Genomic DNA, 16,542 nt, shown 5'->3' on the forward strand with positions numbered 1-16,542 from the left:
ATGGGGGCGCAGACCTATCTCATCGTACGCGGGCGGGACCTCGTCATCCTGGCGGTGGAGTGGATCGGGTTCGAGCTGCGCACGGGCACGGACTCCCCCGCACCCCGGCTGGTGGCCACCGGCGCCGACCCCACCGTGATCCTCACCTTCCCCCCTCAGGCGATCCTGGAGCAGACGACGCCCGCCGCCTTCCAGACGGCCGGCTTCGTGCACAGCGACTCACGGTTGTCCCGGCCCAGTCGGCTCGTCTTCCGGGTCGCCCCGGGGGCCGTGATCGAACTGAGCGCCCAGGGCGTCCTCGACGCGCTGACCCGCCAGGGGCAGGCGCGGGTGGACGGCCCGTCCTCGCTGCTCGAACTGCCGTGGGGGATCGACGGCTTTCCCCTGGTCAAGAACGTCGGCGCGCTCATACGCTCGGACCATCTGTCGCATCCCGCGACCTCGACGCGGACCGGGGCCGTCGGCCTGTGGGCCGCACGGTTGCGGGCGAGCGACGGCGGCCCCGCAGACGCGCTCCTCGCGTACCGGCCCACTGGCTTCCGGGAGGGCACCGGTCTCCCGGAAGGGGCTCTGTTCCAGTCGCCGCCCCTGCACGGCTGGCGGGCCTCGTTCGTGGCGTCGAGCACGCCGCCCTTCCAGCCGGGCGTCACCCGGCTGGAACTGACCTCCCTGGGCGGTGCCCTGTCGCTCGGCACGAAGTGGCCCACGTCATCCTGGACGCACGACATGGCCCTCGGCCGCGACAACATCGCGGAGGCCACCGCGCAGGGGAAACTCTGGCCGTTCGGGTTCCCTTGCGTGTACCAGGACTTCACTCGGCGCGAGTTCCTCCCCGTGTACGGATCGACGGCCGTCGGCTCTGTCGCCGCCCTGCGCAAGCGGAGGGTCCTGGTGATCTCACGACCGCTCCTGACGGGGACCCGGGCCCGGACGTTCCCGTTCGACGAAGTGGAGATTCTGGGGGACGAATTCGATCTCTCCGGAACACCGACCCCGAATCTAGCGGACAACTTCCTGCCGGGAGGCGCCTCTTCGCCCGTCCGGTTCCCCGTCCGCTGCCGTGCCGGGGACACCACGGTGCGGTTCGACATTCCGCTCGTCTTCGTCGCCGACTCGGAGCTGGGCCCGGCGCAGAGCGTCCTCGACGAGTGGGAGCCTCACGCCGAGGTGCAGATCCCCGGTGCCGCCATCGACCTGATCGGGGCGGGCGGCATGCCCGGAGACGTCCAGGAGGTCCATTCGCTGACCTTCACCGGTACGACGAACGGGCCGGAGTACCGTCCGGACCTGGCGGGGTTCGGCGTCGTACTCGCCGCGCTGCGCACCCTTCTTCCTGGCGGTGACCACGAACAGCCGCGGCCGATGAAGTACGCCGCGGGGCTGCGCGCGGGCTCCGCGCGGGCTGCCGTACCGCCCGTTCCCCTGGTCTTCGCCCCGCCCGACGTCCCGGTCAGCTTCACGGCGCACCCCGACCGGTCGGGCGCGCTGGTGGCGCCGAAGTTCACCGCCGACGGAATCTCCCGCGAGCTGGGCCCGGTGGCGTCGAGCGCCCTCCCTGAGGTCGCCCCGTCGGCGTCGTCGGGCCCCGGTGCCTTCGCCGGGGCGACGCTGTTCGGCTTCCCGCTGTCCTCCCTCATCGACACCACCGGCAGTCCCAGGCCGAGTCCCCCGCAGATCGTGCAGCGGCGCGTCGGTACGGAGATCACCACGGAGATGCGGTGGAAGGCGCTGCGGCTGAAGGCGCACAACGTCTTCCAGCCCCGGACCGCTGGGCAGTCTCCGCAGCTCGATCTGTTCGTCAGCTCACGGTCCCTGCCCGCCGAGACGACGGGAGAGGCGGCCGAGCCGCCTCCGCCGACCTGCGCACTGAAGAACTTCGCGCTCGTGCTGCCGCCGCCGCCCGCCGAGAAGCTGCTGACGCTCTCCTTCGAATCGGCGACGTTCAACCAGCGCCCGGGTCAGCCGGCGGATCTCGCCCTCAGCACGCCGAAGATCGAGTTCCACGGTCCGCTGAAGCTGCTCCAGAAACTGCAGAAGATGCTGGAGCCGCTTCTTGGCGGCGGCCTCACCAGCCGGGTCTCGACCAACGGCATCACCGTCGGCTACGAGGTCACGCTGCCGAAGGCGGCGGCCGGCGCGTTCGTGCTGCAACACGTGGCCGCGCGCCTCGCGGTGACGGTTCCGTACGAGGAGAAGCCGGTGACGGTGGTGCTCGGGTTCGCGAGCCGGGAGCACCCCTTCGCCCTCTCCGTCACCGGGTTCACCGGCGGCGGGTACGCCACCGTGGAGATCGCGGGGGCAGGTGATCCGAAGGTGGAGATCTGCATGGAGTTCGGCGCCATGCTGGCCCTCGACTTCGTGGTCGCGCGCGCCGAGGTCCACGCCCTGGGCGGGGTGCGCTTCCTGCGCCGGAGCGACGGCTCCCTGGAACTGGAGGCGTTCGTACGGATCGGCGGCAGCGTACGGCTCCTCGGACTGGTGACCGTCTCGATCGAGCTGCGCGTCTCCCTGCTCTTCAGGGACGACCCGCCGCGGCTGCTCGGCAGGGCGACGCTCGTCATCGAGCTCGACCTGACCCTGTACTCGGGGTCCGTCACGATCGACAGCGGGACCTTCGAGCTCGTGGGCGGGGACGCCGAGCGGGCACTTCCGACACCGGAATCGGCGAGGAATCGCTCCGCGGCGGCGTTCGCCGCCTGGGAGCAGTACCGAAGGGCGTTCGCGCGATGAGCGACATGCTGTGGATATCCGTACCCGGTGGCTTCGCACACGGCGACCCCTCGGCGCAGGAGGAGGAGCCGCTGCTGCGAGTCCTTGTCGTGCCCAGGCTCGACGGCGGCACGCTCGCGGGGCACGGCATGGCCGTGTGGCCGCCGGAGGCCCTCAGGACGGGCACTGTACGGGCCGAGCTGTTCCGGCCAGGCGCGGGTCCGTCCGCCGTCCCCGACAAGAAGCGCGATCTCACCCCCGACATCCCGGTCCAGACGGGCGTCTGGGAACGGCTGGTCGCCGGACTGACCGTCGAGGACGCCACCGAGCGGCGGACGGCAGTGGACGCCGCCAGTCTGGCCGTACGGGCCACCTCGGAGGACGCGGACGCGGTGGCCCAGGCGTTCGAGAAGGTGGCGAAGGCCAAGGTGGACGCGGAGCTGGGGGCAGGGTCGGAGGACTTCGCCGGCCGTGTACGGCTCGTCCTGCGCGACGAGCACTGGCTGCGTCCCGAACCTGCGCCGCTCCCGGCGGAGCCCGTGGAGACCTCCGCCGACCGGCCGGGCTTCAACAAGGTCCTGTCGCTGCTGCGGGAGCATCCGGCCGTCCTCCAGGCCCTGGGTCTCGTCTTCGAGCTGCGGCTCGAACCGCAGGACGTCACGGACTACACCGGGGGGACGGTACGCGTGGTATGGCCCGGCAAGTCGGCGTCCCTGCCCGCGATCGTGTCCCCGCGGACGAAGTTCGGCCCGGAGTTCCGTCCCGGCTCGACGGACCGGGTGAAGGGCGGCATGGTCGCCCTTGACCGGACCGACGCCGAGGGGAAACCCCTGTGGCAGGTCGCGACCGTCGACGTGGACGTCGCCGTCCAGCGGATGCGCGAGGCGGCCCGCGCCCATGACGCCCATCCGGCCGACACCCCGGCGCTGCCGCCCCTGCGCTCCGACGGCCTTCAGCTCGTCCTGCGTGGCCGCGGCGGGGAGATGCGGGAACGGCTGGTCAGAGCGGCCGGACTGCGCGGAGGGCTGCCGGACGTCCTCACCGCGGACGACCTGGTCCTCGGCTACCGCATCGATGTCCGGCCCACACTCGGCGGCACCGAATGGTTCTCGCTCCACCGGCGCACCGCCACCTACGAGAGCCATGCGCGCCGCCGTGAGAGCCACACGGGCCGGGAGAGCGACGAGCGCCGTGAGAGCGACGAGCGCCTCGATGACGACCCGGCGGTGGAGAGTTCCCTCGTGATCGGGCAGCCGGAGATGCTGGAGGAGGGCCATCTCAAGACCAATGCCGCCACCAAGGACTGGACCGGACTGCACGCGGACGAACTCGTGGCCGCCTGGCGGGGCTGGAGCCTGGCGGTGGAGCGGCCACCCGTCGACGGTTCACCGCCGCCGGTGCCTCCGGCCGACCCCGGGCTGAACCTCGACATGTCCTTCGAGGTCCCGCCCGGCTCGCTGCCTCCCCTGCGCTTCGGACGTCGCTACACCCTGCGGGCGCGCGTGGCCGACCTGGCGGGCGGGGGCGTCGAACTCGACGACGAGGTGGCCGAACAGCACAGTACGCAGCCGGTGTTCTACGCTCGCCACGAACCACTGCCGGCGCCCGTCGTCGCGTACCCTCCGGCGACGGACCCCGCCAACGTCTCGCCCGGCGAGTCTGCCGAGCTGGTGGTGGTGCGCAGCGACCCGATGGCAGGCCTCGACGTCACGGCGTACGCCGGAAGCCACGGCTACCCGCTGCACGACAAGCGGGTGCTCCGGCCTCCGGACGGTACGCCCGACCTGGCCGAGCAGCACGGGATGTTCGACATCGAAGGCGACCCTGCCGTGGTCGCGTACATGACCTGGCAATGGGTCCGGCGGGCGTTCGTCGAGGCGGGGAGCGAGGCGAGATCCGGGGCAGAGCCAGAAGAGGCGTGGGAGGCGGCGTTCAAGGAGGCCGAGCAGCTCCGGCTGCCCGATCCGGCCGCGGGCGGCATCGTCGTGACGCGCACCGACACGAAGCCCCCTGTCATGCTGCAGCGGGCCTGGGCGACGGCCACGGGCGCCTGGGCCGACCTGTCCCCCGGGACGCTCCACCTGACCACCCCGAAGTCCGGCCGCCCCGTCCTCGCCTGGGAGGCGGACCGGCTGGTCGCCCGCCTCGCGCCGGCGCAGCAGCTCACCGTGGACCTGTCGTCGTTCCCCCGGGAGGGCATCACCGACCACTTCGCCCTGCACGTGGCCGATCCACCGGCGAACGCCACGGAGGCGTTCGGTCTGGGCCGTCACCCCATGGTCACCCCCGCGCGGCCCGTCACGCTCGTCCACGCCGTACAGCATCCGCTGCGCACTCCCGACACGACGCTGACCGTCGCCCGCGCCCATGACGCCACTTTCGCCGAACTCAAGCCGCAGACAGACGTCTTCGACCCGGAGAGCACCGCGGAGGTGCACGTCACCGCGCGCTGGGAGGACCAAGCGGACAACCGGCCGGTGGAGGTGACCGAAGTCCCCGTCGAGACGCTCACGATCGATCCGTACGGGCCGGCCAAGCCGGCGGTGCTCTTCCGCCACGAGTTCGGCGACACCCGGCACCGCACCGTGACCTACACGCTCAAGGCCATCAGCCGGTTCCGCGAGTACTTCCGAAATCCCGAGCTGATCGACGAGTTCGCCGTGGCCAAGGAGCTGTCACCCGTGATCGTCCCGAGCTCGGCCCGTCCGAACCCGCCGGTGATTCTCTCCACCCGGCCCGCGTTCCTCTGGAAGGAGACCGGGGACCTCGACGCCGTGTCCCACAGCCTTACCCGGGAGCGCTCGGCCGGTCGTATCCGACTGGCGCTGCAATCGCCGTGGCACAGCTCAGGTCCCGGCGAGCTGCTCGCGGTGGTGATGCGCCCGGAAGGCGCGAATCTGGACGACGACCTCTCCGCCTACGTCTCGGTGGCGGGAGCGGACCCCCTCTACCCTTCCAAAGGGATCCCCATCGGTGCACCGTTCCCACCTCAGGTGTCCAGCGCCACGGGACAGGACAGGCGTGTGCGGCTGCCGGAGGCAGACGCCGATGTCATCGTCAAACCGCACCAACCGGAGTATCACGAGGACGAAGGTCACTGGTCGTGCGACGTGGCCCTGACGGGAAGCGGAGGCACGCCCTTCCACCACGTGCTGGTGCAGCTCTCCGTCGCCCGCTACCAGCCGAACAGTCTGGACGGTCTCTCCCTGTCGCCGGTGGTCAGGACGGACATCCTGCCTCTGCTGCCTGACCGGACCGTCCGTGTCACACGCCTCGCCAACCGGTTCCAGGTGAAACTCACGGGGTCGGTGTCACCGGCCTCCGCCGTCAACCGGGTCGATATGCTTCTGGAACGCTGCAACGCTCCGAGTGGCGTGCCGCCGGACCAGGTCGACCTCGTCGGGTTCGGCTCCCAAACCACGGGTGTGCCGTCGTGGCGCCGTGTGGAGCTGCGGAGTCCCACTCCGAAGAAGATCGGCCTGTCCCGCGTCCGGGAATGGACATCCGATTTCTACCCGCCGCCGGACACCGGAGCACTCCGCGTACGCATCCGTGAAGTCGAGTTCATCCCCAACAGCACGCCGCAGGAGGGAACCCCCCTGAAGTCGGGCACTCCCGACGAGATCAAGGAACGAACCGTGTTCACCGATACCGTTCTCCTTCCCGGACTCTGATTTCTGATCAGGCCTGCGTAGGGGCTCGTCGAACGACGGTCAGGCCGCACCGGTACGGCTCATCGAGCTCACCGTCAGGAAAGAGCCGCACCAGCGCGGCGTGGTTCTGACCGAGAAGTAGGGCCCGCTCGACGGGGTCCATGACCACGAAATGTGACTGCGTGCCGAGATTGCGGGTGTGTTCCTCGACGGTGATTCGGCGCGACCACGAGATCTCGCGGGCAGCAACCTGGACTGAGAGCGGGGCGCGCAGTTCAGCCGGAGTCGTCGGGAAGTTGTGGGTGAAGGTGGTTGCGAGCCGCTCTTCCTCCGCCTTGACCCAAGCGACGCGCGTGTCGGGATGATTCCACCACAAGGCCAGCACACCGTTGGGGCGCAATACACGCAATGCCTCTGGGACGGAATGAGCAGGATCGGTCCAGTGCCAGGCCTGGGCGTAGGTGACCACGTCGAAACGGCTGGTGGCGAAGGGCAGGTGGTTCCCCTCACCCCGTACCAGCGGGACCTCCGGCTCGGTTCTGCGCAACTCCGCAGCCATTCCGCCGCCCGGCTCCAGGGCGACGACGCGGGCCCCCCGCTCGCGCAGCAGCCTGGTGGCGATACCGGTTCCAGCCCCGCAGTCCAGCACCTCAGCCCCGGTCAGCCCTCGGCCGGCGAGCTCCTCCACGGCGTCGAAGAGGGCCGACGGGTAACCCGGGCGGGCGGCGCCATATTGAGCAGCAACGGCGTCAAAAGACAAAGCGCGGGCTTTGTTCGCGTTCGCGTGAGATGCCATGCCTGCGATCTTTCCGGGCGGGAGGCGAGTTGCCAACGGTGCACGGCGAGATGACCTCACTGCGCAACTAATGCTCCCAGCGCGAAATCCGGCCTCTTCCCCAGGTGGTGCGGACAGGATGCAGCGTATGAGCCCTTGCCGCCGCCAGGTCGGCGTACGCGCTGCTGCATCAAGCCCGGTGCCCGGCTTTGGCGTCGGCACTCGTAGACTCCGCGGTCATGACACAACGATGGCCCTTCATCCACCACGTCACCTTCATCGCCTCGGACCTCGAGGCGAGCACCCGCTTCTACACTGCCGCGCTCAAGCCTCTCGGTGTCGTCGGGGAAGCGGCTGACGGCGGAGCGGAGTTCTGGGAGGAGGAGCTGGACACTCCTTCCTTCGGTCTGTACCCCGCGGGCGACGCCACGGTGACCCGGGGCGCACACATCGCGTTCACCGCACGCGACCGAGCCTCGGTTGACGCCTTCTACGAGGCCGCCCTGACCGCTGGTGGCACGTCCCGGTACGAACCCCGGCTTTGGCCTGAGTACCACGCCTATTGCGCGTTCGTTGACGACCCGGACGGCAACAACATCGAAGCCGTATACAAGGAGCAGGTGTAGGTCAGTTGGGTGTGGCCCTCGCTCAAGGAGAGCCACACCCAACTGGCTGCGTTGATCTTCACCGTTGATCTTCACCGTCATTTTGAGGCCGTCCCGCCGGAGTGGGAGACATGTTCGGGTCGGGGCATCACCTGCCCTGTCCTCGCGAATCCGGCGTTTGCCGGGGGGGGTGGGTCGTACGTCGTCGCGTACGTCCGTTCAGAACACGCGGTCGCGCCGGATGTGGTGCGGGATGAGGTCGAGGAAGGCGTGCAGTGCCCGCGTCGGCGCCCGCGTCGCCGGGGCAACCACGCTGAGCGTCCAGGACAGATGCGCGTCTGCGAGGGGTACGGGACGCACCGCGTCGCCCGCCGCCTCCGCGAAGTCCGGTGGCAACAGCGCCACGCCCAGACCGTGTGCCACGTACTCCGCGATCGTGGTGATGTCAGACACCTCGATCAGGACACGCCGGGACAGCTCCGCCCTCGTGAACGCGTCGTCCACGACCTGGCGTTGGCCGAACCCCATGGGCATGTCGACGAAGGGTTCCCCGGCAATGTCCCTCAGCCGCACGCTCTTGCGCAGAGCCAGGGGGTGACCGGCGGAAACCAGCAACTGGACGTGGTACTTCTTGACCACCGTCACCCTGAGGTGCGCGTCCGTGATGTCGGCTCCCACGAAGGCCACGTCGACGTGGCCTTCCTTCATTTTCTCGATCAGCCCGGAGGTTCCCCGCTGGGAGGTCTCCGTACGCAACCGGACCTCCGGATGGCGCCGGTGGAAGTCGCCCGCCAGCGCGGGCACGTCGATGACGGTCAACCCGCTGAGAACACCCACAGTGAGGCTGCCGCGCAGCCCCGTGGAGAGCGGCTCCACCGCGGCCCTTGCCCGGTCGAGTGCCTCGATCGCGGCACGCGCCTCGGGCAGGAACGCCGAACCGGCCTCCGTCAGTCCGACCGACCGTGTGGAGCGGACGAGTAGTTCGGCCCTCAGGTCCTGCTCCAGGGCCTTGATGCCGGCCGAGAGCGTGGACTGCGTGACGTGCAGCTGCTGGGCCGCCCGCGTGAAGTTCAGTTCCTCGGCGACCGTGATGAAGTACTCCAGTTTTCTCTGATCCACCGATCCCTCACCCCCATGCCTCATTCATCGACGTTTCCGATTGGATGTTCGGAAACATTCGTTGGACACGATAGCCAGTCGGAGCGACCGTTGTCGTGCGGGCCATCACCCCGTCCACGAAGACGTCAGTGAAATGAGAATGACCATGCGAGTACTGCTCACCGGCGGCACCGGCTACATCGGAGCCTCGGTGCTCGACCGGCTCATCTCCGGTGGCCACCAGGTGACCGCCGTGGTCCGCTCCGCCGAGAAGGCCGAACTGGTGCGGGCCAAGGGCGCGGAACCGGTGATCGCCGACCTGTCCGACGGTGACTCCCTCCAGGAGCTCGCGGCCGCGAGCGACGGCGTGATCCATGTGGCGTCACCGGGTGACGAGACCAGTGCGACCGTCGACGAGGTGGCCGTCACCGGCTTTCTGCGCGCGCTGAGAGGCACGGACCGGCCCTTCGTGCACACCACCGGCCTCTGGCTGCACGGCAGCGGTTCGGTGATCACCGAGTCGACCGCGATGAACGCCCCGCGACTGGCCGCCTGGCGGGTGCCGCTCGCCGAGCTCGTACGTGACGCGCAGGGCGTCCGGACCTCGGTCATCGCACCGGCGGTGGTGTACGGGCACGGCGGCGGCCTGCTGAACCTCGTCGCCGCCGGTCCGCGAACCGCGGGGCACGCCCCGGCCCTCACCATGGTCGGGCCCGGTGACCAGCACTGGAGCACCGTGCACGTGGACGACCTGGCCGAGCTGTACGTGCTCGCGCTGGAGAAGGCCCCGGCCGGGTCGTACTTCCTCGGCGCCGGCGGCATAAACCCGACCGTACGGGAGATCACCGAAGCGGTGAGCCGTGCCGTCGGTCTGGCCGGACGGGTCGAGCCCGAGCCCATCGTGCGGACACTCGACCGGCTCGGCCTGCTCGGCGAGGCCCTCCTGCTCGACCAGCAGGCCTCGGGCGACACTGCCCGGCGCATGCTCGGCTGGTCGCCGCAGGGACCATCGATCCTCGACGACATCGCACATACGGACTTCTGAACGAGCGAGGTCGGCGCCACCCCGGGCTTCGCCGCAGGCGGGCCCGACCCGACCGCCGGCCACCAGCGGCCGGGACAGCGGGGCCCTGTCCTGCCCCCGGCCGTGCCCCCTCCTGTCTTCCAGCTCCTGCCTTCCTCAAAGGCTTCTACCTGCCTTCCTGAAGGGCTACGACATGACCATTCCCACCGCACCACCCGGGTCGGACCGCCGTCCTGCCGGGCCCGGTCCGCGGTCGCCGGGGCACTCCCGCCCGGCCGGGCCCCGCGGCGGTCCCCTGGCCGTCGCGGCGGCGATCGCCGCCGGAACGGTGGTCCCCGTACAAGCCCGGCTCAACGGCGAACTGAGTCATCGCCTCGATGACGGCATCGCCGCAGCGGCGATCAGCTTCTCGGGCGGATTCGTCCTGCTGTCCCTCCTCGCGGTCTTCTCCCCCGGGCTGCGTGGCGCGCTGCGCCGACTGGCCGGGGCCGCCCGGGAGGGCCGGCTCCCCCGCCGGTACCTGCTGGCCGGGGTACTGGGCGGCACGTTCGCGCTGGCCCAGTCCACCGCCGCGCTGATCACCGGCATCGCCGTGTTCACCGTGTCGGCCATCGCCGGGCAGACCCTCAGCGGTCTGATCGTGGACGCCCGGGGCATCGGCGGCGGCTTGAGGCAACACCCCGGCACCGCCCGGCTCACGGGAGCGGCCGTCATCCTGGTGGCCGCCGTCGTGTCCGCGCTGCCCCGCTTCGCGGACACCCCCGCGCCCGCCGCGATCGTCCTGCCCGCCCTCGCCGCGATCGCCGCCGGTTTCCTGCTCGGCATGCAGCAGGCCCTGAACGGGGCGTCGACCGCCGCGTCGGGCTCGCCACTCGCCGCTACCTGGCTCAACTTCTGCGTCGGAGCGGTGTTTCTCACCGCCGCCTGGGGCGTGAAGACACTCGTCCAGGGAACGTCGGGGCACCCCCTGCCCACCAGTTGGTGGGTCTACCTCGGCGGAGTGTGCGGCATGGTGTTCATCGGCGCCTCGGCATTCCTCGTACGCCGGATCGGTGTCCTGCTGCTGAGCATGGCCTCGATCGCGGGACAGCTCGCCAGTTCGATCACCCTGGACTTCCTGGCCCCCTCCGGAGGTCAGTCCCCCTCCGTCCTCACCGTCCTCGGCGCGTTGCTCACCTTCGCCGCCGTCTGGATCGCCTCCCGGCGCCCACGGGCACGACCGGGCAGTGATTCACATCCGCCGCTCCTGGACCGCAAGCGGACCTGACCCACCCTCACGAAAGGAACAACAGATGTCCCACAACCAGCCGCAGAACAAAGAACGCCTCCTGATCAAGGGCGCGTACCTGATGACGCAGGACGGCAAGCTCGGCAACTTCGTGGGTGACATCCTCGTCGCCGACGGCAGGATCCTCGAAGTCGGCCGGAACCTGCACGATGACCGGGCCCGGATTGTCGACGGCACGGGGAGCGCCGTGCTGCCCGGCTTCATCGACACCCACCGCCACAACTGGCAGGGGGCGCTGCGCAACCTGGGCCCCGCCTGGACCTACGAGGAGTACCGCAGCAAGGTACAGGTCGGCCTCGGCCAGTACTTCGACCCCCGGGACGTCCACGTCGGCAACCTGGCCGCGGACCTGTTGTCCCTCGACTCCGGGGTGACGACCGTGCGGGACGAGTCCCACATCAGCAACAGCCCCGAGCATTCGGACGCGGCGATCGCGGCGCACCGGGAGTCGGGCATCCGAGCCGTCTTCGACCACGGCTGGCCGTCGACGGAGGCCGAACAGTGGCAGTTCGGCAGCGACCGCACCCATCCCGTCGACATCCGGCGCATCCGCAACGAGGTGCTGTACGACGACTCGGCGCGGGTCACGCTGAACGCGATGCTCCGCGGACCGGAGCTGTCCACCCCCGACGTGTCCGAGCAGGACATCCGGCTCGCCCGGGAGCTGGGTCTGCGGATCAGCATGCATGTGGGCCTCGGTGAGTGGGGCGCGGAGCAGCAGGCCATCCGGCAGCTCGCCGAGACGGGGCTGCTGGCCTCCGACATGACGTTCATCCACTGCTGCACGTCGACCGACGAGGAGCTGAGGATGCTGGCGGCGCACGGGGCCACCGCGTCCGTGGCCGGCGCCCTGGAGGTCTTCATGCCGGGCCTCGGTCAGCCGGCCACCAACCGGCTGCTGGCCGCCGGTGTCCGCCCGAGCCTCAGCGTGGACACCGAGACGATCGTGAGCGGCGACATGTTCGGCGTCATGCGGGCAACGCTCGCCTACCAGCAGCTGATTCTCGCGGGCGCGGCCGGACCCATGGACCGGATCCCCGGCCTGCCGACCTTCGACGCCGCCGACCTGTTGTCCTTCGCGACCATCGAGGGCGCACGGGCCGCAGGGATCGACAACCGCACCGGCAGCCTGACCCCCGGCAAGGAGGCCGACCTCATCATGATCCGCCTCGACCACGCCAACACGCTGCCCGCCACGGACGTCGCCGCCACGATCGTCGCGGGCGGCCACGCCGGCAACGTCGACCTGGTCGTGGTGGCCGGGGACGTCCTCAAGGAGAACGGTGCGCTGAAGGCCGGGGACGTTGTCTTCGACGAGGCCGCGGCCTCCCGTGACCGGCTCTTCCACGCCGCCGGCCTGCCACTCCCCGCCTGAGCCGACCGGCCATACGCGCGAACGTGAACGCGCATGCGCATCCACACTTCAGGCAGCGTATGCCGCGGTGAACCGTTCGGCGGTGTCCCAGAGCTCGCCCTCGCGCTGAGGGTCGTAGGACTCGTTCGACGACCGGGCGGCACGGGTGCGGTCCACGTAGGACCCGGTCGGCGCCTTCGTCGTGCCGAGGACGACATCGGCGAGGTAGCTTCCGGCGGCACTGCGGCTGGTCGCGAACGGGGTGAGGGTCATGACCGGCAGGATGCGGCGCATCGCGAACCGGGAGACGGGCCCAGCGTTGCGGGCGAGGCCGGTGCCGGGGACGAACCCCGGGTTATAGGCGACGGCGTCGATCCCGGCCGGCAGTCGGCGCGCGTACTCGTGAACCAGGTAGATCGCGGCCAGCTTGCTCGTGGAGTACGCGGTACGCCCGCCGGCCGCGGTGTCCGGCTTGGGGAAGGCGCCCGGACGGGCGAGGACGTCCGGGGACTTCCATGCCGGACCAGGCACCATGCCCATGTTGTGCTTGAAGTCGCCGAAATGGGTGTCGCTGGCGGTGATCACGATTCGGGCGGGAGCAACGAACCGGTCCTGGAGCATGCGGACGAACAGGTGGTTTGCGAGCACGTTGATCGCGAAGGTCGACTCGAACCCGTCGGGCCCCACGGTCAGCGCGTTCGTGTACTGCATGCCCGCATTGCCCACGAAGCCGCGCAGCGGCGGCAGATCACCACGTTCCAGCCGCTCGCGGATCTCGGCGGCGGCCGATCGGACGCTGTCCAGCGAGCCGAGGTCCGCCGAGACATACGAGACCGTGTGCCCGCCCGCGCTCAGCTCTTCGGTCAGGCGTGCGCCGGAGGGCCCGCGTGTGACGACAAGGAGGTGCACGTCGGGCGACTGGCGCAGGATGTGCTTCGCGGCGATGCGGCCGATGCCGCGGCTCGCGCCCGTCATCACGATGGTGTGCTGCATGCGAGGTCCCTCTTTTTACTGGTCAACCGGTGTGCGCCCGGCTGGGCGCACCACCACATTCGCCGCTTGCGCCACCGCCAACCAGTGCCGTCCCCGTCACTAGGACCGGCAGTACCCAGGCTCCCTGAGTGCACCCTGAGTGCACCTTGAGTGCTCCTTGAGTGCTCCTTGAGTGGAGAGCGGCGAGAATGGAATCCATGGCTGCCTCACGTTCCACCTTCGGTGCACTCCTGCGCGCCTGGCGCGACCGCCTCTCTCCGGCCGACGCCGGCCTCACCGCGACGGCCGGCCGTCGCGCCCCTGGACTGCGCCGCGAGGAACTCGCGCAGTTGGCCGGGCTCTCGGTCGACTACGTCCTGCGCCTGGAGCAGTCACGCGCGAAGAATCCGTCGGCCCAGGTCGTCGGCGCCCTCTCGCGGGCCCTTCAGCTCTCCCGGACCGAGCGCGACCAGCTGTACCGAAGCGCCGGGCTCCTGCCGCCGCAGGACGGCACGGTCAGCACCCATGTGCCCCCGAGCATCCAGCGGCTGGCCGCGCGCCTGGGCGCCGTCCCGATCGGGGTGTTCACCGCTGACTGGTCCCTGGTGTGGTGGAACACCATGTGGAGCGCGCTGCACGGAGACCCTTCGGCGCTCCCGGCCGCCGAGCGCAACCTCGCGCGTGCCCTCTTCGGCAACGGCGCCGCTCGTGCCTCGCTGCTTCCCATGCGGTCCGAGCGCGGACAGGACGCCTTCGAGGCATCGATCGTCGCCGACCTCAAGGACGCCGGCTCCCGGTATCCCGCGGACGCCCAGCTCGATCGTCTCGTACAGGAACTGCGGGCAGGATCCGACGCCTTTGCCCATCACTGGGCCACGCGGACAGCCGCCGCTCAGCACACCACCGACCGCAAGACGATCCGGCATCCGGAGATCGGCGACATCCTGCTCGACTGCGACGTCCTGATCGTTCCGGGCGGGGATCTGCGCATGGTCACCTACACAACGGCGTCCGGCAGCAGCGACGAGGGAAAGCTCGACCTCTTGCGCGTCACAGGCGGCCGTACCACCACCGCACGCCCCTGACACCGGCCCCCGCGCTCCATCACCAGCAGCGCGAGGCCGCCAAGAACCACCCCTTCAGCAAGGGATCAAGCGATGACATTGCATTCCGATGTGGCCGAGTTGCTGGCCGGGGCCGGCATCGTCGATGTGGACGTCGACGATGCCGTCGCGGACGAGCACGTCCGATCGTCCGCGTACCAACGCGTTGTCTCGGTGACCGCTTCCTCACGAAGCCGCGACCGCGACCGGGACCGCGCGATCGTGGCCACGATCCTGCGTGACCCCAACGAGATCGCGTCCAAGACGGCGGTGGTCGCCCTCGTCGACAGGATCGCGATGCAAGTGACCGGTCCCGCCGAGTTCCGGCAATGGTCGGCCGATCTCCTGCCGGAGATCGATCGGCTCAAGGCGGAGGGGTACCGCGAGTTCATCCGCCGCCGCATCCACGACTGGCTGTTCTACCTGTCCATCAGGGACGGACACGTGCCGACACCGGCCGAGTTGGCGGAGGTCACGGGCTGGATGCAGCGCGTCCTCGCCGAGACGTCGACGTCGTCGGCGGTGCTCGCCCTGCTCGCCGAGTCAGGCAGCGGCAAGAAGATACGGAACATCGCGAAGAACCGACGTCTTTACTCACGTCGTAGCGGGCGCACTCTGCGCGCGAGCGTCAGCCCAGCGCCGGAACCCTGCGCGACACCAGAAGCCGGGTCCTCGTCCTGGGCGGGCTCATGACATCGACCGCGGGATCACCTACTTCGACCCCGCCGAGGTCGAGGTGCGCCGCACGCTTCTCGATCTCGCGGAGGTCGTTGTCGCTCCGTAGTGCTCGAACCGAGGGCGAACTCGCCCAGCGCCCATGGCACATGGAGCCGGCCGGCGAGTCCCGCCGCGACATCTCCCACCCTGTCCGGGGCTACGCGTCCCCGCCCGTCTCACTCTCCGCGCACGGATCATGGTGAGCTATCCTGCGCGCATGCGTGGACAGTTCACCGGCTGGCCGGAACAGGCCATGGACGTGTTGTGGCAGCTCCAGGGTGAACCGACCCACGCGACCCGCGAGCGCTACCGCGCGGACCGCGAACGCCTGGTCCGGCAGCCGATGATCGCCCTGCTCAACGAGGTCGCGGACACCGACCCCCGGTACGAGGACTTCTCCGTCTGGCACTACCGCACTGACTCCTGGTGGTGGCAGCACCAGGTCGCGGTGATCCGGCTCGGCCGCAAGATCGAGATCGGTCTCCGCTACTCCCTGGACGGCCTGCGGATCCAGGGCGCCTGGTGGTACCCCGATCCCGGCCAGGTGGACACGTTCCGCAGGGCCGTGGCCTCCGAAGGGAGCGGCCGCGAACTGTCCGCCATCGTCGAGGACGTACGGAAGAAGGGCTACGACATCTCCGGGGACGTGATGAAACGCCCCCCGCGCGGCTATCCGACAGACCACTCCCGTACGAACCTGCTGCGCCACCGTTCGCTGATCGCCGCCCGTCCCCTGGGTTGCGAGGAGTGGCTGCACACCCCCGAGGCGGTCGACCGAGTCCTCTCGGCCGCCGCTGACCTGGACGCCCTGCTGACGTGGCTGGTCCGCCACGTGAAGCGCGCCGCCTGACACATCACGAGGGCCTCGCGCGACACGGGGGGAAGCGCGATCCGCGGTCGAGGCAATCCGTCGCTGTGCGCAGGCAATCAGCAGCGGTGCTCCGCGCGAACGCGTCAAGGCGGGTTTCCAAACGTCGACCTGAAGCGTCCGCGAGAGGCCCTCGCACCCCACCCGCTCCCGTCTGCGCCGCTGCACGCCTCAAACGAGCCTCACCGGCCCGCAGCCGTAATCAAATCAGCCATCTTGCGCTCAGCAGCGCCTATCGCCTGAGCTTCGCTTTGTTGGTCTGCGTTCCGTTGCAGTCAGCCAGTTACAAGGTGAGAGCGTCGCTGCGCCAGCGAAAGCCAGGCAGCACACTACTGGGCGGCTCAGTGCGTGGCCAGTTGTCGTACGTCTCCACGTC

General features: G+C 69.9%; 12 protein-coding genes. 9 read left to right on the plus strand and 3 right to left on the minus strand.

Features of this window, described 5'->3' with window-relative positions:
* Positions 1 to 2,730 carry a hypothetical protein gene (locus tag ACZ6JY_RS31590; protein ID WP_469201332.1) on the plus strand — a complete coding sequence of 910 codons (2,730 nt, stop codon included), beginning with the start codon at positions 1 to 3 and terminating at the stop codon, positions 2,728 to 2,730.
* Positions 2,727 to 6,383, plus strand: coding sequence for a hypothetical protein (locus tag ACZ6JY_RS31595; protein ID WP_469201334.1), 3,657 nt, complete (start codon positions 2,727 to 2,729; stop codon positions 6,381 to 6,383). The genes ACZ6JY_RS31590 and ACZ6JY_RS31595 overlap by 4 nt, the downstream gene beginning before the upstream one ends.
* 7 nt (positions 6,384 to 6,390) lie before the next feature.
* Here the strand turns inward: ACZ6JY_RS31595 and ACZ6JY_RS31600 are convergent, their stop codons facing one another.
* Positions 6,391 to 7,158: a class I SAM-dependent methyltransferase gene (locus ACZ6JY_RS31600; RefSeq protein ID WP_469201335.1), complete on the minus strand. Its 768-nt coding sequence runs from the start codon at positions 7,156 to 7,158 to the stop codon at positions 6,391 to 6,393.
* Positions 7,159 to 7,376: 218 nt separating this feature from the next.
* Between ACZ6JY_RS31600 and ACZ6JY_RS31605 the strand changes: the two genes are divergently transcribed.
* Positions 7,377 to 7,763 carry a VOC family protein gene (locus ACZ6JY_RS31605; protein ID WP_469201338.1) on the plus strand — a complete coding sequence of 129 codons (387 nt, stop codon included), beginning with the start codon at positions 7,377 to 7,379 and terminating at the stop codon, positions 7,761 to 7,763.
* Positions 7,764 to 7,961: 198 nt separating this feature from the next.
* Here ACZ6JY_RS31605 and ACZ6JY_RS31610 read toward each other — a convergent pair whose 3' ends face one another.
* On the minus strand, positions 7,962 to 8,861 hold the full coding sequence (locus ACZ6JY_RS31610; RefSeq protein WP_469201340.1) for a LysR family transcriptional regulator: 900 nt from the start codon (positions 8,859 to 8,861) through the stop codon (positions 7,962 to 7,964).
* 145 nt (positions 8,862 to 9,006) lie between these two features.
* Between ACZ6JY_RS31610 and ACZ6JY_RS31615 the strand changes: the two genes are divergently transcribed.
* The 3 genes from ACZ6JY_RS31615 to ACZ6JY_RS31625 all read left to right on the plus strand — a co-directional run bounded on the left by ACZ6JY_RS31615 (position 9,007) and on the right by ACZ6JY_RS31625 (position 12,527).
* Positions 9,007 to 9,885, plus strand: a complete 879-nt coding sequence (locus ACZ6JY_RS31615; protein ID WP_469201342.1) for an NAD-dependent epimerase/dehydratase family protein — start codon at positions 9,007 to 9,009, stop codon at positions 9,883 to 9,885.
* A gap of 172 nt (positions 9,886 to 10,057) precedes the next feature.
* Positions 10,058 to 11,131, plus strand: a complete 1,074-nt coding sequence (locus tag ACZ6JY_RS31620) for a DMT family transporter (RefSeq protein WP_469201344.1) — start codon at positions 10,058 to 10,060, stop codon at positions 11,129 to 11,131.
* A gap of 25 nt (positions 11,132 to 11,156) precedes the next feature.
* Positions 11,157 to 12,527 (plus strand): amidohydrolase family protein, encoded by a 1,371-nt coding sequence (locus ACZ6JY_RS31625; RefSeq protein ID WP_469201346.1) that lies wholly within the window; start codon positions 11,157 to 11,159, stop codon positions 12,525 to 12,527.
* 48 nt (positions 12,528 to 12,575) lie between these two features.
* Here ACZ6JY_RS31625 and ACZ6JY_RS31630 read toward each other — a convergent pair whose 3' ends face one another.
* Entirely contained in the window at positions 12,576 to 13,499 is a 924-nt protein-coding gene (locus tag ACZ6JY_RS31630) for an SDR family NAD(P)-dependent oxidoreductase (RefSeq protein ID WP_469201348.1), read from the minus strand.
* 197 nt (positions 13,500 to 13,696) lie between these two features.
* On the opposite strand from ACZ6JY_RS31630, the gene ACZ6JY_RS31635 reads away from it, so the two are divergent.
* From ACZ6JY_RS31635 to ACZ6JY_RS31645, 3 genes are all read left to right on the plus strand, one after another.
* Positions 13,697 to 14,563, plus strand: coding sequence for a helix-turn-helix transcriptional regulator (locus tag ACZ6JY_RS31635; RefSeq protein WP_469201350.1), 867 nt, complete (start codon positions 13,697 to 13,699; stop codon positions 14,561 to 14,563).
* Between the two features lie 72 nt (positions 14,564 to 14,635).
* The gene (locus ACZ6JY_RS31640; protein ID WP_469201352.1) at positions 14,636 to 15,274 is read left to right on the plus strand and encodes a hypothetical protein; all 639 of its coding nucleotides are present in this window, start codon (positions 14,636 to 14,638) and stop codon (positions 15,272 to 15,274) included.
* A 241-nt stretch (positions 15,275 to 15,515) separates the two neighbouring features.
* Positions 15,516 to 16,148, plus strand: a complete 633-nt coding sequence (locus tag ACZ6JY_RS31645) for a DUF2461 family protein (RefSeq protein ID WP_469201354.1) — start codon at positions 15,516 to 15,518, stop codon at positions 16,146 to 16,148.
* Positions 16,149 to 16,542: the final 394 nt, after the last annotated feature.

Source organism: Streptomyces sp. NPDC046335 (assembly GCF_055587985.1).